Source organism: Candidatus Binatia bacterium (genome assembly GCA_026415395.1).
GTDB lineage: Bacteria > Desulfobacterota > Binatia > HRBIN30 > HRBIN30 > HRBIN30.
Map to the genome: position 1 here is coordinate 774,696 of JAOAHD010000007.1, position 18,990 is coordinate 793,685.

Here is an 18,990-nt window from a genome sequence, read left to right on the forward strand (position 1 = left end):
CGTCGTGTAGGTACGTTTCCCTCACGGCAAAGGGCCGTGGTTTGGAAGGCTCCACGCGCTAAAGCGCAGCCGCTCGGGGCCGTTTCTCCATGGCGAGCACGACGACGGGCAGTAATACCGCCGCCATCAAAATGGAGTAACTCCTCCACACCAACGCGTAGCTGCCGAAGTGGTCGAACATGGCGGCGGAGTACACATTTGCCAGCATGGTGCTGCCCATGCACACCATCATGGCCACCCCAAGCCATCGGCCGATGCGGGCGGCGCCGAAGAGTTCGGTTAGAAGCAGGGCGAGAAGCGCTACGATGCCACTGTTGACGAGTCCGTAGAAGATTGCCCACGCGAACCAGGCAGCGGAGCTGTGTAAGTTCCACAGGAGGACGGAAGCGAGCGTCAACCCGGCGATGGTGCCTACGAGTGCGGGGCGAGCACCCCAGCGGCCCGAGATGCCGCCAACGAGCGGCGCGCCGAGGGCACCGACAAGAAGCTGCGTACTCAAGACTTGCGAGGCTTGAGCCTGGGCAAACCCGAGGTCGGTGAGGTGCGCGTGCAAGTGAAGCTGCACAGAGGTCACGAAGGCGTACACGCCGGCGTAGACCACGAGTAAAAGTAGAAACGAGCGCCAAGGAGTGGCCGGTTCTGTTGCTTGGCGGGTTGAGGTTTGAGCACGGACGTGTTGGTCGCGGCCGTCATCTGCGCGCATGGTGGCGAGCACGATTAGAGCAAGGGCGAGGTAGGCCCCTCCCAACGCCAAGAGCGCGGCTTGCCAACCACGGTGCTGGAGAATTGCCGCGATGGCCAGGGGGATCATCGCGTTTAGCAAGTTGTCCCCACCGTTGAGCACGCCGACAGCCCATCCGCGCCGCTTGGTGAAGTGGCGGACGACTAAGGCTGAAGCTGCAACCGAGCCGATCGCTGCTTGCCCCGGCCCGATGAGCGCCATGGTGGGGTACAGCCACGACACCGACGGAATCCACGCCAACGCGAGCGTGCACGTTCCCACGATTAGCGCGCCGCTGGCGAGCACGGTCCGTGCCCCAAACCGGTCTGTGGCGAGCCCAGCAAGGCTCATCGCGCCCACCATGAGAAGCATGCGTAGGCTCATTGCCGAGGCGAACGTGGTGCGGTCGATCTGCCATGCCTGGGTCATAGGCTTCATCAGCACGGCGAAGGCGAGCGAGGAAGCGGACTGGGCGCTGACGGCACACACCCCAACAGCGAGCAAGAGCCAGGAGCGCAAGGGCTCGCCCCACAACGTCGACACGGCTGCCGGTGGCAGGGATTGGGGATCAGTCGAAGTAGTGCCCCGCATTGACATCGAGGGCTTGGCCAGTGACAGCACGCGACAAATCGGAGGCGAAGAACACAACGGTGTCCGCCACTTCATCCGAGTCGGGAATGTGATTTAAGCAAGTGCGGCTAGCGATGTCGTCGCGCACTTCCTCGAAGGTGCGATTTTGTTGCTTTGCTAACCAGCGGAAATAGCCGGCGAGCTTTTCGCTCCAAATGTAGCCGGGTACGATCGAGTTCACCCGGATGCCGTAAGGCCCGAGTTCTTTCGCGAGTGTGCGGGCTGCGATCAATAGAGCGCCCTTGGATGCTGCGTAGCCACCCATGCCCGGCTCAATCACCCGGGCTGACATCGAGTTGACGAAGATGATCGAGCCCCCGCCTTGTTTGCGCATGTGTGGCACCACGCTCTGCGTGAGCTGCAACGACCCGAACACATTGACTTCGAACACCTCCCGCCACTGCTGCAAATCGACTTCTTCGAAACGGGGTTCCACGCCGCCACGGAAGGCATTGTTGACCAGCACGTCAATGCGCCCGAATTTGTCGATCACTGCTTCCACCAGGTCGGTGCACGCCGAAGATGACGCAATGTCCGCCGGTAGCGCCACAGCCTGCCCGCCGCGCAGACTGATTTCACCAGCAACCTCTTCGAGGTATTCCCGGTTGCGGGCCGCCAACGCCACACGCGCCCCTTCACGCGCGCAGGCAAGCGCAACGCTGCGCCCGAGACCTGGCCCGACACCCGATACCAGCACGACCTTTTGCGCGAGCAACATGGGGACCCTGCGCCGCCGTAAATCAGGAAACGCATGGTCATTCAACAACGGTGCTCAGGAACAAGGCTCCACGGGAGCTTTCCCTCCAAGCCCAACCCGGTCGAGCGGTTGCACCCCGGGGGATGGGGCGATGGGATGGGGTAGGCATCCTTGCCACGATCTAGCAGGGCAAGGTAAGTTGCGTTTCCGACGTGTCTGGAGGGAAGGATCGAAGAATGTCGTGTTCAAAGTGGCGGTGTTTGCTTTTGATTGGGCTGCTGCTGGCCGGAGCGGGGTGCGGGAGCGACGGAGAACCTGCTGGTCCCGTAGGCGTTCCGGGAGGAGCAAACGCATGTGGCGAGCGCTGCGTGATTTTGTCTCCTGGAGATGACGACCTGGAAACGATTCAGCGTGCGCTCATCGAAGCGCGGCCGGGCGATACGATTTTGCTCCGCGCCGGGAGGTATAACCTCACTGGCCAGCTTTCGCTGGACGTGGACAATGTGACCATTCGTGGAGAGGGGCACGACAAGACCGTTCTGTCCTTCCGGAATCAGGCTGCGGGCGCTGAGGGGTTTCTGGTGACCGCCAATGATTTTACGATTGAGGACCTGGCGCTCGAGGACAGTCCTGGGGATTTGCTCAAAATTCTCGGCGGCAACAACATTACCATTCGTCGAGTGCGCGGGGAGTGGACGCGGGGGCCCAATACGAACAACGGAGCCTACGGCTTTTATCCAATCGAGTGCACCAACGTATTGATCGAGGACTCGGTGGTGCGCGGCGCGTCGGATGCCGGCATTTACGTCGGTCAGTGCCACAATATCATCGTGCGCCGAAACTACGTATACGAAAACGTGGCTGGTATTGAGATCGAGAACTCGACGGACGCGGATGTCTACCAAAACACAGCCACGAGGAATACCGGTGGAATTCTCGTGTTCAACCTGCCGGGATTGCCGTTTATCGATGGCCGACGCACGCGCGTCTTCGACAACGACATTGTCGAAAACAACACCGCCAATTTTGCCGCGCCAGGGACGACGGTGAGTGCGGTACCGAAGGGGACCGGATTGATGATCCTCGCTAACGATGAGGTGCAGGTGTTTGGCAACCGCTTTCGAGGTAACGGCACAAGCCAAGTGCTGATCATCAGTTACAACACCGCGCAAATTATTGGGAACCTGCGCGGCAACGATCCGCGCTACGACAAGTATTCGGAAACGCTGTTCATTTACGACAACACCTACGAAGATGGCGGAGCGGATCCGGATCCCGACACGGGAGCGCTGATCGGTCCGATCACCGGTGTGCCCCTGCCCGACATCTTGATCGACGGTTTCGAGGATCCACGCAAGTACGTGGATGGGAAGTTACCGGATGCGTTGCGGATTTGTGTCCAAGACCCTCAGGCACGCTTGTTCAACGTGGATCTCCCGCGCTTTGGAGGCCGAGCGAGTAGTGACCGAGCGCCCTACGATTGCCGTTTTCCCTTGTTGCCGAAGGTAGTCATCCTGGGCGTAGGTGAGGAAGCGCCCCAACCCTTGCCATTCCCTTCGCCACCACCGGCCACGCCGACGCCGGTTGCGGGCAACGTGGAAACTCGATGTGCCGTCGGTCCGGGAAACGGGGTGAACTTTGACGTGCAGGATGAGCCGTGTGAATTCCTCTCCAGCTATCGCTTCTTTGTTGGCCGGATGCGCGAGTTGCAGCCCAATCGGGGCGTGGTGCCGTACGACCTCAACACACAACTCTTCTCCGACTACACGAACAAACATCGCTTCGTGTACTTGCCCCCTGGCACCAAGGCCCACTACGACTCGCAGGCAGCGTTCGACTTCCCGGTGGGAACCGTGATCATTAAGAACTTTGCCTATCCCTACGACATGAGGGCCCCGCATGCAGGAGAGCGTTTGCTGGAGACGCGTTTGCTCGTGCGGCGCGAAGATGGCTGGATTGGCTTGCCTTATGTGTGGAATGCAGAGGAAACCGAAGCGCGGCTGCGCGTTCTGGGAACGCCGTTGCGTGTGTCAGCCATCCAGCAGGACGGGCAGGAGCGCACGTTTGACTATAACGTTCCGAACGCAAACCAGTGTAAAGAATGCCACCGCGAGAGTTTCAAGAACACGGGCCCAATCGGCACGAAAGCACGAAACCTGAACAAGACGTTCAACTACCCAAGCGGGCCTGAAAATCAGCTTACGTACTGGACGCGGATTGGGATCCTGCAAGGAGCTCCGGTAGATCCAGAGACCGTGCCCCGAGCCGCAGTACTGGAGGACCCGAGCACTGGTACGGTGGAAGAGCGGGCACGAACTTACCTCGATGTGAATTGCGCGCACTGTCACAACCCCGCTGGAGCTGCACGGACGACCGGGCTCTACTTAGGCATCTCGGAAACCGAGCCCTTGCGCTTGGGCATTTGTAAGTCTCCGGTAGCTGCGGGGCGGGGCACGGGTGGGTTCCGTTACGATATTGAACCGGGCAAGCCGGATCAGTCAATCTTGCTGTTCCGGATGATTTCGCTGGACCCGGGTATTGCCATGCCAGAGCTCGGTCGGCGGCGTGTGCACGAGGAGGCCATCGAAGTCATTCGCGAGTGGATTGCTTCTCTGCCGGGTGATTGCTCTGCACAATAAGCAACAGCAGTGGGACAAGCGCGAGCTTGGTGAGGACAGGGCCATGACAGTGGGCCGAGAGGTGTTGCGTGATGAGCAGGCGTCGCCCAATTATCGCGTGCGCCTGGTGCGCTGGCGACGCACGGGCGAAGAATCGTGGGAAGTGGTGGATATTCACACTAACGTTGCCGTTGCGACCGGCCTTAGCCACCGCGACGAGGCGTTGCGGATTGTCCGCGGTTGGGAGCGACTGAGCCAGCGGATTCCTGGAGGGTTGGAAGGGCACATCATCCCCCACTAGCGAAGGGGGTCAGAGACGCATGGCGGGGAGAGGCGATGATGGCGAGCGATAGAGAGCTGGAGCAGCATGGAGTACAAGCACCGCCGGGTGCGGCGTTGGTTACAGGAGTAGCGTCGGGAATAGGGCGGGCTGTAGCCATCCGTTTGCTGCACTTGGGGTGGAAGGTTGCAGGGATCGACATCGATGATCGAGGCACCTCTTGGGCAGAGGGGGAAGGATTCGCAAGGGACCGTTGGGCATTCGCACAGGCGGATGTCGCCGACCCTCGGGCCGTTGACCAGGCGGCGGCCGCGGTGCGCCAACAAGTGGGTCGTTTTGCCGGCCTCGTGCACGCTGCGGGCGTCTGTACGTTCCGCCCCCTGGATTTATTGGATCCTGAGCTCTTCGACCGCACCATGGCTGTGCACGCGCGGGGGGCGTTCTTGTGTGCGCGTGCTGTCATTCCCGACATGCGAGCATTGGGTTGGGGGCGAATCGTGAACATCGCCTCCGTTGCCGGTTTAAACGGTGGCGGTCGTGGGATCGCTCACTACGCCGCAGCCAAGGCCGCAATTGTGGGCTTCACCAAAGCGCTGGCGCTCGAGCTTGGTGGCGATGGAATCACGGCCAACGTAGTGGCTCCCGGTTTGATCGATACGCCGCTTGTGCGTGGTGCCGGAATGCCGCAAGAAGCGATTTTGGAGTACGCACGCCGGGCTCCGGTTGGCCGGGTGGGCCAGCCAGCGGATGTTGCCGCGGCGGTTGTTTACCTGTTCTCACCCGAGGCGAGTTACGTAACAGGGCAGGTGCTCAGCCCCAACGGTGGCGTGTACCTCTGAAAGGGCGAGGGCGGCGTCGCGGCGGACGCTCTTTGAAGTGACCCGAGGAGGGCTAAGCCTCGTCCCACACTAAGGGATCGTTGCGGAACGCATGCCGGAGCCGCTTGAGGGCAACCCGTTCCAGGTGGCGTACGTCCCAGGCGGTAAGGCCCAACCTCCGGGCAATCGCGGAGTAACTGAGCACTCGACCCGTGACCCTGTAGCGAAGCTGGAGAACGATTCGTTCAAGTTCCGTTAAGCGAGACTGACTTCGGGCGAGTGGGGCAAATCTTTTGTCCATACCGACTTTGGTCCACACCACCATGCTATGTACGCGGTGCAGACCCCTTGCAAGAAAAAACTTTTCGTCGACCGCGTGCGCTGCCAGCGCACGACCTGCGGCACATTTACCTGCAAACCAGGAGGGTTCGCCCCACGTTATAAGTGGAACGGGTTCCGGAGCAGGATCGTTTCGTTACGGTTTGCTCCGACGGAGATCAGGTACATCGGGGTCTCCGTGAGTTCCTCCAAGCGCTGGATGTAGCGCCGGGCATTGCGCGGCAGATCTTCGATGGTGCGTGCGTTGCTCAAAGGTTCTTGCCAACCCGGATGCTCCTCGTAAACCGGCCGCGCGTTCCGAAGCACGTGCATGCTCGCGGGGAAGTGCTCATAGCGGTTGCCGTTGCACTCGTAGGCGACACAAATGCGGATGGGATCGACGCCGGTGAGCACGTCGATCTTCGTCAATGCAAGGCCTTGAATGCCGTTGATGCGCACGGCATGACGCACCACCACGGCGTCGAACCAGCCACAACGGCGCGGCCGTCCCGTGGTGGCACCGAACTCATCGCCGTCTTGCCGGAGTTTCTCGCCAATGGTGTCGTTGAGCTCGGTGGGGAAGGGGCCGCTGCCCACTCGGGTGGTGTAGGCCTTCACAATTCCCACCACGCAGGAAATCCGGCTCGGCGGGATTCCCACGCCGGTACATGCCGCGCTCGCAACGGTGTTGGACGAGGTGACAAAGGGATAAGTTCCGTGATCCACGTCCAGCATCGTGCCTTGCCCACCTTCGAGCAGCAAACGTTGCCCTTTCGCTAACGCTTGAGCCAAGTACACGCTCACGTCGGTCACATACTTTCCGAGCTGCTCTCGGTAGCGCACATACTGTTCGTGGATGGCCTCGAACGCGAAGGGCTCCTCGCGGAGCAGGGCGCGGATGTAGGCGTTCTTTTCAGCCAGCGTGGAGCGTAAAAGCTCGGTGAACGACGCTTCGTCCAGGAGATCGGCGAAGCGGATGCCGATCCGTGCCATTTTGTCTTCGTAAGTCGGACCGATCCCGCGGCCCGTCGTGCCAATTCGCCCCTCGCCGCGCAAGCGCTCGCGCGCCAGATCGATGGCGCGGTGGTACGGCATGACCAAGTGCGCGCGGTCGCTGATCTTCAACAAGTGATCTTCGAGTAGGTAGCCGCGCTGTCGTAAGCGAGCGATCTCTTCCAACAGCACAGCGGGGTCGACCACCACTCCGTTGCCGATAACGCAGACTTTGCCGGGATGCAGCACACCCGAGGGCACCAAATGGAGCACCGTTTTCTCGCCACCCACAACTAGGGTGTGCCCTGCATTATTCCCACCCTGATAGCGGGCGATGACGTCAGCGTGTTCAGCGAGGATGTCGACGACTTTGCCTTTGCCTTCGTCGCCCCACTGGGCTCCAACAACAACAACTGCTGGCATGTAGATTCAGAGTTTAATGAGTACGGCCGAGATAATGTTAGGGAGTTGCCGGAGTTTCTCGAGGATGGCTGGGGGCACGGGGTCGTCTACGTGAACCAAGGAAACGGCCAGACCACCCACGTGCTCGCGGCCAAGTTCAAGGCGCGCAATGTTGATTTTGGCCTCACCGAGCAACGTTCCCACAGCTCCGACCACTCCAGGAACGTCGCGATTGTGCAACATCAAGATGTACCCCTCAGGATCGGCATCGAGGAAGAAATTGTTGATGCGCACGAGGCGGACCACCTTTTGGCCGAACACGGCGCCCGCAACCACGTTGACGCTGCTTTCAGTCGTCGCCGCTACCGTAATGAGGTTGGAAAAACCCTTGGGTTGGGCCGTCTTTGCTTCTACCACGCGAATTCCGCGCTCGCGCGCGATGGTTGCCGCATTTACATAGTTGACCACGCTCGACTCAAGCACACGATTGAGGAGCCCGCGCAGGATCGCCAACGTCAACGCTTTCACGTCGTATTCGGCAATCTCCCCCGCATACTCGATGGCGAGTTCCCTCGGCGCCTGGGTGAGCATTTGCCCCTGCAGGCTGCCGAGTTTTTCCGCCAGAGTCAAATACGGGGACAGCACTTGCAGCAGCTCGGGGCTCATCGACGGAACATTCACCGCGTCCTGAATCACCCCGCGGGTGAGGTAGTTTACCACTTGTTGCGCAATCGCCACCGCAACATTGATCTGGGCCTCTTCCGTCGCTGCACCGAGGTGGGGCGTGCAAATGACCTGATCGAGCTTGAGGAGTGGATGGTCCGGTGGGGGTGGCTCTTGCGCAAAGACATCGAGAGCGGCGCCAGCGACTTTGCCCGCGGTGATCGCGTCGTGCAGTGCCTCCTCGTCGACGATGCCGCCGCGCGCGCAATTGATGAGGCGTACTCCCGGCTTCATCCGGGCAAAAGCGCTGCGGCCGACGAGCCCGCGGGTTTCGTTGGTCAGCGGCGTGTGAATGGTGATGAAGTCGGATCGCTCAAGAACATCTTCGAAGGGGGCAAGTTCCACCCCGAGTCGCTGCGCAGCCTCCCGCGAGATAAACGGATCGTAGGCGAGCACTTTCATCTTGAGACCGAGCGCACGCTCGGCAACCAGGCTCCCAATGTTGCCGAGGCCGATAATGCCGAGAGTTTTATTGAACACCTCGGAGCCAACGAACTTGCTTTTCTCCCACTTGCCAGCCTTCATCGACGCCGTCGCTTGGGGGATCAGTCGGGCCAGCGCGAGCATCATACTGATCGTGTGCTCGGCGGTGGTGACGTTGTTGCCCGCTGGCGTGTTCATCACCACAATGCCGTGTTTCGTTGCCGCTTCGACGTCGATGTTGTCCACACCGATTCCGGCGCGGCCAATCACCTTGAGGTTCTCAGCGGCCGCAATGACGTCAGCCGTCACTGTTGTTCCGCTGCGGACAATCAAGCCGTGGAAAGGCCTGATCTTGGTGCGCAATTCTGCGGGCTTTAGGCTCGCCGTCTCCTCGACCTCGATTTCCGGGCAAGCGCGAAGAATGTCCAGCCCCGGCTTTGCCAATTTGTCAGCAACTAAGACGCGATACATGAGTCACTCCGGTAGGCCTTGCATCAACACTTGTTGGGCGGCGCCAACACCACGGCCAAGTTCGATCGAGTAACCAAACTTCTTCAGCGCCATTTCCAATGCCCCAATCGCAACAATGGTATCGAAGGCGTCAATGAAGCCCAAGTGCGCAATGCGCACGATCTTGCCTTTAAACTGGTCTTGGCCTCCAGCAAACGTGACCCCCATGCGGTCGCGCAAGTACGCCACGAGTTTCCCTCCCGGAAGCTCAGGCGGAACATAAATCCCAGTGGTGGCCGGGCTTGGGTGCTCGGGCGCAACAAGCTGGAGGTTCAGTGCTCGAGCTGCGGCGCGAGTCGCTTCTGCCTGCCGCGCCTGGCGCGCGAAGGCCTGTTGGAGCCCTTCTTCGCGCAGCATGGCCAGCGCTTCGCGCAGCCCGATAATGAGGGAGATGGCTGGTGTCCACGCCGTCGTGTCTTTGGCGAGATTTTCTCGCTCCTTGACCAAGTCGAAATAAAAGCGCGGGAGTTTGGCGGTTTTCGTTCGTTCCCAGGCTCGTTCACTGAGGGCAATGAAAGCAAGACCAGGCGGTAACATCAGTGCCTTTTGTGAACCGGTGACGAGAACGTCAATGCCCAGCCGGTCCATCGGTAGGTCGTACACTCCGACTGCGGTGATTCCATCGACAATGAGCAGGGTGTCCCGATTGCAAGTGAGGGCTGCAAGTTCGGCTACGGGATGGCACACCGTCGTAGAAGTCTCACTTGCTTGGACAAATAAACCGCGAATGGCAGGGTGCCGCTCTAAAGTGCGGGCCACCTCTGCGGGCTCGACCGCCTTGCCCCACTCCACGCGGAGCTCGTGTACCGTAAGGCCGTACCGCCCTGCGATTTTCGCCCAGCGCTCGCCGAACTTGCCGCCATTGACCACCAAGACTTCTTCGCCGGGGGAGAACAGGTTGGTCACAGCCGCCTCCATGGCACCGGTGCCCGAGGAAGCCAGCATGAGAACGTCTTGCTCGGTTTGGAAGAGCCACTTCAATCCTGCTTTTGCCTGCGCAAATATCTCGCTGAATTGCGGCGTGCGATGGTGGATGATGGGTTGCGCCATGGCCAGAAGTACGCGCGCAGGAACGGGTGTAGGTCCGGGTGCGAGCAAGTAATGCTTCATCATGGGTCTTACCTCCCGTAAACAAAAAAACCTGAACCTCTCGCGTTCAGAGGCCCAGGCGTACGGCCCACTGAAGGTCAGCACTCCACCGTGGTTAATTCCACGTTCAACGCCAGTCGTGCAGACCAATCAATGTGTGGCTCGTCGATAGTGAAGTCCCTCGGAGCTGTCAAGCACGCGGATATTAGCGGGATCCGTTCACCAACGTCATGAACTCTTCGCGCGTTTCTTGGTGCGTCCGGAAGACACCCAGCATCGCACTGGTGACCACCACGGAGTTTTGTTTCTCCACACCGCGCATCCGCATACAGAGATGTTCAGCGCGCAGGACCACGCCCACTCCCAGCGGATTGAGCTCCTCCATGAGTGTATTGGCAATTTGTGTTGTCATGCGCTCCTGCACTTGCAGGCGCCGGGCATACACATCCACTAACCGAGCAAGCTTGCTGATCCCAACAATCTTGTGGCGGGGGATGTAAGCGATTGTGGCTCGACCAAAAAACGGCAGGATGTGGTGCTCGCACAACGAAAAAAAGTCCACATCCTTCATGACAATCATCTCCGAGTAATCCTCAGTGAACAGGGCATTGTTGATGACGTGTTTGGGGTCCTCAGCGTAGCCCTTTGTGAGGTATTGGAGCGCTCGCGCCACCCGAGCCGGGGTCTTGCGCAAACCTTCGCGGTTTGGATCTTCTCCGATCAGCCGCAGCAGTTCGGCAACCACTTGCTCCAAACGACTTTCTTCTGCCATGGCCCAAAACGTTAACGGAACGAGCCAGCGAAGCAACCAACGTCGATCCGTTATTTGTCACGGAATCTCGCGGATTCGTTGGTACCGCCGGTACTCGTATCCCGTGGCCATGAAATTGCGCAAGGTGCCGAAGCGCCCGTCGACCTCGCGGCGGAGGATGCGTAGACGCTCGAACCATGGGTGAAACCGCGACTCGAACGCTGCCCAGGACTCGGTTTGGTCTAAGAAAACGCGCTGAAGCCCGACGATCAGGAAGCGCGCTGCGCTGAACCGCAGGGCGTTAGGAAAAACATCCCACTCGAGCAGAGCGAGGAGACGGAAGGCATCGTAAGCGCGCACGAGGGTTTCGAAGCGCGAAGGGTCGTACGATCCCTGACTAAAGCACAAACGGTTCACGGCCTGCGCCAGGTCGAAAATGTAGGGTCCGCGGCAATCGGGGTCGCAGTGGAGAACGGTGATCAGGCGGTCGCCTTGAAAGCAGAATCGCTGTGGGTCCATATCCAACAGGAGCGGGCCGCGCGGCAGCTTTGTGAGGTCGAGGGCCCATGCAAGGTACTCGGTTTCTTCATCCAAGGCGCGGGTCGTTCGAGCGAGAAACGATGGCATCAAGGGGCGTATGGCCGCCCACAATTGCGTAAGTCGCTCCGGCGTGTGCCGCGTTTCTCCGCTTTTGCGGTACCCCCTACCCGCAAGGTGGTACCGCGCCATGCTTTCGCCCAGAGCACGGAGGTGCGGTGGGTGGTTTGGGTCGAGAGGCCGCAGCCGCCACTCGCGCACTGGATGTACGCTCCACAGTACGGGACCCAAGCCGTACCAGTAGCGGCCGTTGCGGTCCGTCAATGGGGCGAGCACCGGACACCCGTGCTGACGCATGTAGACTAAGAATTGGGCATTGCGCTTGAGTTCGTGGTCCGAGCGCGGCGGGAGCCGTCGAACGACGAAGCGCCCCCGCGCGGTTTCCAGCAAGATGGTGCCTAAAGGAGAGTTGCGCAGTCGCCGAACCCGAATCACCCGCCGTAGGCCAAATGCTGCGGCAATCGCGGTAGTGCTGAGTCTGGCCTTCGTTTCAACGCATTCCATGCGCGCACCGCCTGGCCTGGCGCACTGCTCATTTCGCTCCGGGCTGGACGCTAGGGTACCATACGGTACTACGTTCATTGAAGTCAATAAAATGTTCGTCTTTTGTTCGCCCCCGCGGTTGGTTGCGCAGCTCAGGAGAAACCCATTGTGCCTGTAGTTGCTCGTCAACGGGAGTCCGCGCTACGCGCGTGGGCTGGGGCAATCCCTCGCTTAAAAGCGTCGCCCGTGGCGCAGCAAGGTTGGATGAGAGCGGGAGCGCTTGTTGCCCAACCGGTGTGACCCGGGGCAGCTTCCACTCCCCTAGGGTATGCGCAGGAATTTGTGCATTTGAGGAAGGACCCGCACCTGCGCGTGGCGGCGATAGGCAAGGGAAAAGAGAGCAGAGAGCGTCTCCGTTCGGATGCAGAGGCGACCCTCCGGATCGACAATCGGCTGCAAGAACATGGGCGCCGCCGGTGCCTCTTCGTGGACGAGCGCTGCTGCCGCTTCCACTTCGTCTGGGGAAGTCTGTTCGTCGACCAACACCTTCACGTAGCACTCGCACTGCTTTGCCAGTTTGAGGAAGGCGCGGTGTTGGTCCCAGAACGCTCGCTCCCCGCTGTTGCTCGGCAATTTGATGTCCATACTGATCACGCGTACACCAGGGAGCACAAGGGCGAGTTGGTCGGGGAGGACCCCGTTGGTTTCTAGGAGAACAGGTAAGGCCAGGTGTCCCTGAGCAAGGAGCGCGCGCAGGAACTTGGCCTGTAAAAGGGGCTCACCGCCGGTGAGCGCCAGCATTTGGAGAGCTCGATCGCGCTCCCGGCAGTAAGCAACCAGTTGCGACAGTTCGTTCACGGGAACCGGGTTCTGGCGTTCCTCGACTCGGCCACTGCTGGGCTCGTGCCAGCGCCAAACTGGGTGGCGTTCAAGGCTGCCGGGTGTGTCGCAGTACCGACAACGGAGGTTACAGCCGGCGAGGCGAACAAAGAGGTGGCGCTCCCCGACGTGGGCGCCTTCCCCTTGGAAGGAAACGAAAACCTCGCTCAAAAAACCGATCATTGGCTTTGTCCACGTAGCTGCTGGAAGTGCGCTGGCAAGACGCGGCCTTACCCGTGGACGACGGCAATCTGCAAGTCCATGACATTGGTGCCCGTAGGCCCTGTAATAAAAAGGTCTCCGAGTGCCGCAAAGAAATGATAGGAGTCATTCGCCTCCAGGTAGTGCTCGACGTTGAGACCCAGCGCGTGCGCACGCTCTAGAGTCGTGCCGTCGACGAAAGCCCCGGCCGCTTCGGTGGGCCCGTCGACCCCGTCGGTACCCGCTATCAAAGCGGACACCGGCAGGCCCGCCAGAAGGGGCGCCAAGGCCAACGCAAATTCCTGGTTGCGGCCGCCTAGGCCCCGTCCCCGAACTGTTACCGTGGTTTCTCCACCGGCAATCACACAGAGTGGGCCTGAGTTGGCACACGCCGCAGCCATTTGTACTCGCGTAGCGAAGCGGCGAGCCGCCTCTCGCGCTTCACCGACGATGGGCTCTTCAATAACCTCGACGAACCAGCCCTTGGATCGCGCGGCCGCGGCGCAGGCTGAGCGTGTCTCTCTGTTGCTGGCAATGATCCGGTAGTGAGCCAGGCGACTTGCTGATTCCCAGGGTTTCAGAGTTTCCGGGATTCGTCCGGCTAAGCCATCCTCGATGACCGTGCGCACAGACCTCGGCACGGTTTCCCAGAGTTCGTACTTGGCGAGGACTCTCTGGGCATCTGCAAAGGTGTTCGGGTCTGGGACCGTAGGGCCAGACCCGATCGTAGCCGGATCGTCGCCGACAACGTCGGAGATTGCGAGAGTAAAAACCGGCCGCTGAAGCTGTTGTAGTAGCCGGCCTCCCTTAATCCGCGAAAGATGTTTCCTGACCGTGTTGACCTCGCCAATGTTGGCGCCGCTGGTAAGGAGCAAACGGTGAGTGGCGATTTTCTCCTCCAGAGTCACTGGCGGCCATGGGGCTGCCAAAAGGCTCGAAGCCCCTCCGCTCACCAGGAAGATCGCAACGGGTTCCCGGCTCGAGCGGGCTAAGCGCAGCAAATGCTTAGCCGCTGACAGCGAGCGGTGATCGGGAAGAGGGTGCGAGCCGACAAGAACTTCGACGCCAGGCACGTCGGCAGTGTGGCGCTCGGAGGTGACAATGGCTCCGCGGTATTGGCAGGGTGGCAGAATTTTCGACAGGCCCAGGGCCATGCGAGCCGCAGCTTTGCCCGCGCCGAGGACGAGAATTGGCAGGGGAAGTTGAGTGCAGATTCCGCCTGGTTCTTCCCAGAATACCTCCTCGCGCTCCACATGCAGCGCCCGCTCTACGCAGTCCTCAGGCCGCACCGTTTCGACGCCTCGCCAAAAGACTGCGACCAGCTCCTCCCGCCAAGTTGGCATGAAGGGAGGCTAGAGATTCACGGGCATCAAGGCGAGCGCTGAGGGACTGAAACCCAATGGATATGCTCGACTGCTAGCTCTCTTCTTCCACGTCGGCGGCGCCGAGCTGCCGGTAAGCCCGCTCATCGTCGTAACGCCGCTGGAGCTTGGCTTCTTTCTCCTCTTGCGCCTGGCAGGAGACACACAGCCGCGTGAATGGCATCGCGAGCAGCCGGCCCTCGGCGATCTCGGCATCGCAGCTTTCGCAAATTCCATAGGTGCCCTGCTCGATCCGATCGAGCGCCTCTTGGATCGCCTGGAGTTTTTCCCGATCGCGGTCTGTCAACAAGAACGAAATTTCGCGATCGCGTTCCTCGCTGGCGAGGTCATAGCTATCCATGCCGCCTTCTTTTGTGACCTCACGGCCTACCTGGCGCTCCTTGTCGATTTCGCGCAGCAGCTGACGGCGCATTTCCAGGAGCTTCGCTTGCATCTGTTTGAGGAATGCTTTTCTCATGGCAGTCTCGCGCAAAAAGGGGCACGCAAGTTAAAGGCCAACGACGCAACTGTCAACACCGTCTGCCTCCAGCACCGTGCCGCGAAGATCGTACGTCGAAGCACCGACGATCCGTACCGGAACGATCCGGCCCACTGGCGCCGGATTCGATAGGTACACCACTCCGTCGATCTCAGGCGCTTGAGTCGGTGTTCGCCCGAACCACCTCCCACGGTGGTCCTGCCCGCAAACCAGCACGGGAAGGACTTTGCCAATTTGTGACTTCTGGTACTCCGCAGAAATCTGAGCCTGGGTTTGCATCAATTCTCGGTAGCGGTGGCGTTTGATTTGCGCAGGCACTTGCTCAGGCAGATCAGCGGCTGGCGTGCCCTCCTCTTGCGAATAAACGAATGCGCCAAGACGCTCGAAACGCTGCTCCTGTACGAAGTCGAGCAGTGTGCGGAAGTCCTCGTCTGTTTCTCCGGGGAAGCCAACGATAAAGGCAGTTCGAATCGCCACCCCAGGCACGGCTGCTCGAATTCGTGTAAGAAGGCGCCGCAGTTCTTCGCCGCTGCGCTGCCGCCGCATGGCCCGCAGGATCCGGGTACTTGCGTGTTGCAAGGGCATGTCGATGTAGGGGCAGACTTTTTCCTCGCTCGCGATGGTTTCGAGTAATTCGTCGGTGACGTAGCGAGGGTAATTGTACAGCAGGCGGATCCACTGTAGCCCCGCGATTTTGGCGAGTTCTCGTAAAAGCCTCGCGAGTGTCGTCCCATCGCGCCGGTCGCGCCCATAGGCGGTGAGGTCTTGCGCGACTAAGTTGATCTCCACGACGCCCTCGCGGACCAAGTGCTCGGCTTCGGAGAGGACGGAATCGAGAGGCCGACTTTCATGCTGCCCACGGATCTTCGGAATGATGCAAAAGCTGCAGCGGTGATCGCAGCCTTCCGAAACCTTAAGATAAGCGCTGAAAAAGTCGCCTGTACGGAGCCGAGGAAGGTTGGTATCCGGAAGGAGATGCGCCGCTCCTCGGTAAATTGCAGTACGACGTTGGGAATTTGCCTGCAAGAGCTCTGGGAGTCGCAGGAAGTCTCCGGTGCCGAGAAAGGCATCCACCTCGGGGAGCGCTTCAGCGAGTTCCTCGCCGTAGCGCTGCACGAGGCAGCCGGTCACAATTAAGCGCCGATGAGGGGCCTCTGCTTTCCACTGTGCCCAACTGACAATACGGTTGATCGACTCGCGCTTGGCGGCGTCGATGAACCCGCAGGTGTTAACCACGACGAGGTCGGCCACTTCGGGATCGGTGACAATTTCCGCCCCCTCCTGGTGCGCCAATCCCAGCATGATCTCGCTATCCACGCGATTTTTGGGGCAGCCCAAGCTTTCTAGATAGACCCGCGGCATAATGCGAACGTTCTCGTTTAAGCAACGGCCTTCACCGCTGCAATGGCGCAGGGTGGCGTGCCCGCATTCGCTGGGGCCCCTTTCCGGCGGCTGGCCACTGCTGCTACACGCCGGGGCGTCGCGAGGGCACGATGAGGGCGAGCGAAATGAAAGTGTTTCAAGGGCGTTCGATGATTGCCGTTGCAGTGGTGGCGATGTGTTGTTCGCCGCTTGCGAGACTGGCTGCCGCCCCGCTCGCACCCGACCAAGTGGCCGTGCGGATCAATGGCAAGCCGATCCTTGCTGCGGACGTTTATCGCTTGGCCAGCGAGATTGCCAAGAACGCGCAGGTGTCTGTAGAGGCCGCGTGGAGCGATGCATTGGAGCAAGCAATGACAACGGAACTGCTTGTTCAGGCGGCTGTTGCTGCAGGGATTAGGGTGACGAACAAAGAGGTTGAAACCGAACTGCAGCAAGCGCGGGCAGCGGGTCCGGGGCACCCGATGAACGAATGGCTCAGCCAAACGGATCCCGTTTTAGCGCGCAAGGAGCTGCAACGGAGTCTCCTGATTGAGAAGTTCCTCGATCAACGAATCAAGGTGAGGATCACTCCGGCCCAGGTGGAAGAGTATTACCGCGAGCACGGGGAACGGTTCGATCGCCCACCCATGGTCCGTGCAAGCCACATTCTCATTCGCATCCAGGGGAACGATCGAGAAGCAGCGCGCCGCAAGGCTGAAGAGATTCTGGCACGGGCTCGTGAGGGCGAAGACTTTGGGGAGCTTGCGAAACAATACTCACAGGACGCGTACACAGCCCGGAAGGGCGGCGATTTGGATTTTTTTCCGGAGCGGCCGACACCTGTGGCCCAAGCCGCGTTCCAGCTCGAGCTTGGCCAGATTAGCGACGTCGTGGAGAGCCCGTATGGGTTTCACATCATCAAAGTGACCGATCGCCGACCCGCTGGCCGAGCGCCGTTACACGAAGTGGCGGATGAGATCCGCTCCATGTTGGAAGACGATCAGCGGGAGGAAGCGGAGGAAGCGCTCATCGAAGATCTCCGCGCCAAGGCTAAAGTTGAGGTACTCTTGCCCAAGCTCGCTAATGATGGCCCGCAATCGCGGTAGGTGCTGCAAACCGCAAAGATTGCTGTGCGCGCTCTAAACTTCTGAAGCCGCAATTGTCTTAGGACCGACCTCGAAGGGTAGGTGCGGACAGGCTGAACCACATTCACGATCGCGGTCCAGACTGTCCGCACTCAGGACAAACACTACATCGTCGAAGGCGAAGCCTTCGGGGCAGCTTTTTTCGGCCGGCTTGCCGCCTTAGCCTTAGGAGCTGGTTTCGCTTTGGCCTTTGTTGCCTTCTCTAAATCTTGCCGGACTTCGCGCGCGTATTTTTCCACCTGGGCAGCAACTGCTGCAGCTCGTTTGCGCAATTCGTTCGCGGTGGATTGCCATTGCTTCAGGATGCCCGTGCCCTCGACGCGCTTGCGGATCTCGTTGCGCAGTTGTTTGGCAACGTTCTCAACCTCGCGCACAAGCTGTGTGATTCGGTCGTTCCGCCCCTTGTCAGCCATGGCCGCTCTCCTTCTCCTGCGAGGAATTTGCGTTCGCTTCCTACCAGAATCGTGCTCGGCTGTATAGCGACAGTTGGTTGCAAAAGCGCAACGGCACGGACTCGCCCTGACTACCGGGTGTGAGAAACGGTGCGAGCTCTGCGGCGGGCTTCCTTTGGCACTTGCGGACGTGCGCTGGTGGTGCGGCAATTGCTGCATCCCCGAGAAGAGAGGTTCCGGCAATGTCGCCTTCAGAGCGGTGGATTTTCGAAGAGCTCTTTGCAGAGGACGTATTGTTGCCTTCGCAGTATTTTCGCGACTTGGCGGCGGATCGTCCGTTGAGGTCCGGAGAGTGTCACTTGCTGGCTGCATTGCTGGCGGATGCCATTCGTTGTTATCAGCGGAACTACTCTGCGCGTGATCGTGTCGGGCAACGCCTCTTTCGGGAGGCTGAGCAGTGGCTGATGGAACCCGATCCAGCCCCGCCCCGTGAGGGCGCATTTTCGTTCCAGTACGTTTGCGATGTCTTGCGGCTCGACCCGGACGACATCCGCCTGCGGCTGCGGCGTTGGAGTGCCTCCCAGCCGCCGCGGCCAGAACCAGCTCCCCGTGCGCGCCGAGGCCGCCGCGGCCGAGCAGCCTGATGTGGCACCGCCCCGTACGCCCGAGGTTCTGGGGAAACAGGATCTCGCCTGTCTCGACATCGAGGGGCTTCTGTTGGTAGCGTGGGAGGTGATGAGCAAGCTAGTGATCTACCACAACCCGCGTTGCGTGAAGAGCCGGCAAGCGCTCGCGTTACTGCAAGAGCGACGGGTCCCTCTCGAAGTCGTCGAGTACCTGAAACAGCCGTTGTCGCTCGAGGAACTGAAGGCGCTTAGGCAGAAGCTCGGGATGCCAGCGTCGCAGTGGGTGCGCAAGAAAGAAAAAGAGTTTGCTCTGGCCGGTTTAAGCGCAAACAGCACGGACGAAGAAATTCTTGCTGCCATGGCCCGTTACCCAATCTTGATGGAGCGACCGATCGTCGTGCGGGGGAAAAAGGCGGTGCTGGGGCGCCCGCCGGAGCGGGTCCTCGAGCTCGTGGAGTAGCAATTTTGAGGG

Annotated in this window: 19 protein-coding genes and 1 riboswitch; of the genes, 6 read left to right on the plus strand and 13 right to left on the minus strand. The window is 60.3% G+C overall.

What is annotated here, in order from left to right; all coding sequences use genetic code 11:
• Positions 1-58: 58 nt before the first annotated feature.
• Together N3C12_07885 and N3C12_07890 are read right to left on the minus strand one after the other, a co-directional pair.
• The gene (locus N3C12_07885) at positions 59-1,264 is read right to left on the minus strand and encodes an MFS transporter (GenBank protein ID MCX8072355.1); all 1,206 of its coding nucleotides are present in this window, start codon (positions 1,262-1,264) and stop codon (positions 59-61) included.
• A gap of 25 nt (positions 1,265-1,289) precedes the next feature.
• Positions 1,290-2,069 (minus strand): SDR family oxidoreductase, encoded by a 780-nt coding sequence (locus N3C12_07890; GenBank protein ID MCX8072356.1) that lies wholly within the window; start codon positions 2,067-2,069, stop codon positions 1,290-1,292.
• 215 nt (positions 2,070-2,284) lie between these two features.
• Here N3C12_07890 and N3C12_07895 point away from each other — a divergent pair, with 215 nt between their 5' ends.
• The 3 genes from N3C12_07895 to N3C12_07905 are packed head-to-tail and all read left to right on the plus strand — an operon-like array spanning position 2,285 to position 5,785.
• Complete coding sequence (locus N3C12_07895; protein ID MCX8072357.1) at positions 2,285-4,687, plus strand: right-handed parallel beta-helix repeat-containing protein; 2,403 nt, start codon at positions 2,285-2,287, stop codon at positions 4,685-4,687.
• A gap of 43 nt (positions 4,688-4,730) precedes the next feature.
• Positions 4,731-4,967 carry a hypothetical protein gene (locus N3C12_07900; protein MCX8072358.1) on the plus strand — a complete coding sequence of 79 codons (237 nt, stop codon included), beginning with the start codon at positions 4,731-4,733 and terminating at the stop codon, positions 4,965-4,967.
• A 35-nt stretch (positions 4,968-5,002) separates the two neighbouring features.
• Positions 5,003-5,785 carry an SDR family oxidoreductase gene (locus N3C12_07905; GenBank protein ID MCX8072359.1) on the plus strand — a complete coding sequence of 261 codons (783 nt, stop codon included), beginning with the start codon at positions 5,003-5,005 and terminating at the stop codon, positions 5,783-5,785.
• Positions 5,786-5,837: 52 nt separating this feature from the next.
• Here the strand turns inward: N3C12_07905 and N3C12_07910 are convergent, their stop codons facing one another.
• The 10 genes from N3C12_07910 to rimO all read right to left on the minus strand — a co-directional run bounded on the left by N3C12_07910 (position 5,838) and on the right by rimO (position 16,355).
• The gene (locus tag N3C12_07910) at positions 5,838-6,089 is read right to left on the minus strand and encodes a hypothetical protein (protein ID MCX8072360.1); all 252 of its coding nucleotides are present in this window, start codon (positions 6,087-6,089) and stop codon (positions 5,838-5,840) included.
• Positions 6,090-6,202: 113 nt separating this feature from the next.
• Entirely contained in the window at positions 6,203-7,498 is a 1,296-nt protein-coding gene (locus tag N3C12_07915; GenBank protein ID MCX8072361.1) for an adenylosuccinate synthase, read from the minus strand.
• Positions 7,499-7,504: 6 nt separating this feature from the next.
• A complete protein-coding gene (serA, locus tag N3C12_07920; protein ID MCX8072362.1) occupies positions 7,505-9,094 on the minus strand; it encodes a phosphoglycerate dehydrogenase in 1,590 nt (529 codons plus the stop codon).
• 3 nt (positions 9,095-9,097) lie between these two features.
• Positions 9,098-10,246: an alanine--glyoxylate aminotransferase family protein gene (locus tag N3C12_07925; protein MCX8072363.1), complete on the minus strand. Its 1,149-nt coding sequence runs from the start codon at positions 10,244-10,246 to the stop codon at positions 9,098-9,100.
• Positions 10,247-10,288: 42 nt separating this feature from the next.
• Positions 10,289-10,373: riboswitch (ZMP/ZTP riboswitch) on the minus strand.
• Between the two features lie 54 nt (positions 10,374-10,427).
• The gene (gene folE / locus N3C12_07930; GenBank protein ID MCX8072364.1) at positions 10,428-10,994 is read right to left on the minus strand and encodes a GTP cyclohydrolase I FolE; all 567 of its coding nucleotides are present in this window, start codon (positions 10,992-10,994) and stop codon (positions 10,428-10,430) included.
• Positions 10,995-11,051: 57 nt separating this feature from the next.
• Positions 11,052-12,074, minus strand: a complete 1,023-nt coding sequence (locus N3C12_07935) for a phosphotransferase (protein ID MCX8072365.1) — start codon at positions 12,072-12,074, stop codon at positions 11,052-11,054.
• A 300-nt stretch (positions 12,075-12,374) separates the two neighbouring features.
• The gene (locus tag N3C12_07940) at positions 12,375-13,115 is read right to left on the minus strand and encodes a 7-carboxy-7-deazaguanine synthase QueE (GenBank protein ID MCX8072366.1); all 741 of its coding nucleotides are present in this window, start codon (positions 13,113-13,115) and stop codon (positions 12,375-12,377) included.
• A gap of 47 nt (positions 13,116-13,162) precedes the next feature.
• On the minus strand, positions 13,163-14,476 hold the full coding sequence (locus N3C12_07945; protein MCX8072367.1) for a DUF4147 domain-containing protein: 1,314 nt from the start codon (positions 14,474-14,476) through the stop codon (positions 13,163-13,165).
• 73 nt (positions 14,477-14,549) lie between these two features.
• Positions 14,550-14,987, minus strand: coding sequence for a TraR/DksA family transcriptional regulator (locus N3C12_07950; GenBank protein MCX8072368.1), 438 nt, complete (start codon positions 14,985-14,987; stop codon positions 14,550-14,552).
• A 15-nt stretch (positions 14,988-15,002) separates the two neighbouring features.
• Positions 15,003-16,355 carry a 30S ribosomal protein S12 methylthiotransferase RimO gene (rimO, locus tag N3C12_07955; protein MCX8072369.1) on the minus strand — a complete coding sequence of 451 codons (1,353 nt, stop codon included), beginning with the start codon at positions 16,353-16,355 and terminating at the stop codon, positions 15,003-15,005.
• A 131-nt stretch (positions 16,356-16,486) separates the two neighbouring features.
• Between rimO and N3C12_07960 the strand changes: the two genes are divergently transcribed.
• Entirely contained in the window at positions 16,487-17,461 is a 975-nt protein-coding gene (locus tag N3C12_07960; GenBank protein MCX8072370.1) for a peptidylprolyl isomerase, read from the plus strand.
• 143 nt (positions 17,462-17,604) lie between these two features.
• On the opposite strand, the gene N3C12_07965 is transcribed toward N3C12_07960, so the two are convergent.
• Positions 17,605-17,913: a hypothetical protein gene (locus N3C12_07965; GenBank protein MCX8072371.1), complete on the minus strand. Its 309-nt coding sequence runs from the start codon at positions 17,911-17,913 to the stop codon at positions 17,605-17,607.
• 221 nt (positions 17,914-18,134) lie between these two features.
• Here N3C12_07965 and N3C12_07970 point away from each other — a divergent pair, with 221 nt between their 5' ends.
• A complete protein-coding gene (locus tag N3C12_07970; protein ID MCX8072372.1) occupies positions 18,135-18,536 on the plus strand; it encodes a hypothetical protein in 402 nt (133 codons plus the stop codon).
• Between the two features lie 91 nt (positions 18,537-18,627).
• A complete protein-coding gene (gene arsC, locus N3C12_07975; protein ID MCX8072373.1) occupies positions 18,628-18,978 on the plus strand; it encodes an arsenate reductase (glutaredoxin) in 351 nt (116 codons plus the stop codon).
• Positions 18,979-18,990: the final 12 nt, after the last annotated feature.

Coding starts and splice junctions, on each gene's coding strand:
- N3C12_07905 (MCX8072359.1), top strand. CDS start 5,003: ATGATGGCGAGCGATAGAGAGCTGGAGCAGCATGGAGTACAAGCACCG.
- serA (MCX8072362.1), bottom strand. CDS start 9,094: ATGTATCGCGTCTTAGTTGCTGACAAATTGGCAAAGCCGGGGCTGGAC.
- N3C12_07925 (MCX8072363.1), bottom strand. CDS start 10,246: ATGATGAAGCATTACTTGCTCGCACCCGGACCTACACCCGTTCCTGCG.
- arsC (MCX8072373.1), top strand. CDS start 18,628: ATGAGCAAGCTAGTGATCTACCACAACCCGCGTTGCGTGAAGAGCCGG.
- N3C12_07890 (MCX8072356.1), bottom strand. CDS start 2,069: ATGTTGCTCGCGCAAAAGGTCGTGCTGGTATCGGGTGTCGGGCCAGGT.
- N3C12_07970 (MCX8072372.1), top strand. CDS start 18,135: ATGTCGCCTTCAGAGCGGTGGATTTTCGAAGAGCTCTTTGCAGAGGAC.
- N3C12_07960 (MCX8072370.1), top strand. CDS start 16,487: ATGAGGGCGAGCGAAATGAAAGTGTTTCAAGGGCGTTCGATGATTGCC.
- N3C12_07965 (MCX8072371.1), bottom strand. CDS start 17,913: ATGGCTGACAAGGGGCGGAACGACCGAATCACACAGCTTGTGCGCGAG.
- N3C12_07945 (MCX8072367.1), bottom strand. CDS start 14,476: ATGCCAACTTGGCGGGAGGAGCTGGTCGCAGTCTTTTGGCGAGGCGTC.
- N3C12_07910 (MCX8072360.1), bottom strand. CDS start 6,089: ATGGTGGTGTGGACCAAAGTCGGTATGGACAAAAGATTTGCCCCACTC.
- N3C12_07895 (MCX8072357.1), top strand. CDS start 2,285: ATGTCGTGTTCAAAGTGGCGGTGTTTGCTTTTGATTGGGCTGCTGCTG.
- rimO (MCX8072369.1), bottom strand. CDS start 16,355: ATGCCGCGGGTCTATCTAGAAAGCTTGGGCTGCCCCAAAAATCGCGTG.
- N3C12_07915 (MCX8072361.1), bottom strand. CDS start 7,498: ATGCCAGCAGTTGTTGTTGTTGGAGCCCAGTGGGGCGACGAAGGCAAA.
- folE (MCX8072364.1), bottom strand. CDS start 10,994: ATGGCAGAAGAAAGTCGTTTGGAGCAAGTGGTTGCCGAACTGCTGCGG.
- N3C12_07940 (MCX8072366.1), bottom strand. CDS start 13,115: ATGATCGGTTTTTTGAGCGAGGTTTTCGTTTCCTTCCAAGGGGAAGGC.
- N3C12_07935 (MCX8072365.1), bottom strand. CDS start 12,074: ATGGAATGCGTTGAAACGAAGGCCAGACTCAGCACTACCGCGATTGCC.
- N3C12_07900 (MCX8072358.1), top strand. CDS start 4,731: ATGACAGTGGGCCGAGAGGTGTTGCGTGATGAGCAGGCGTCGCCCAAT.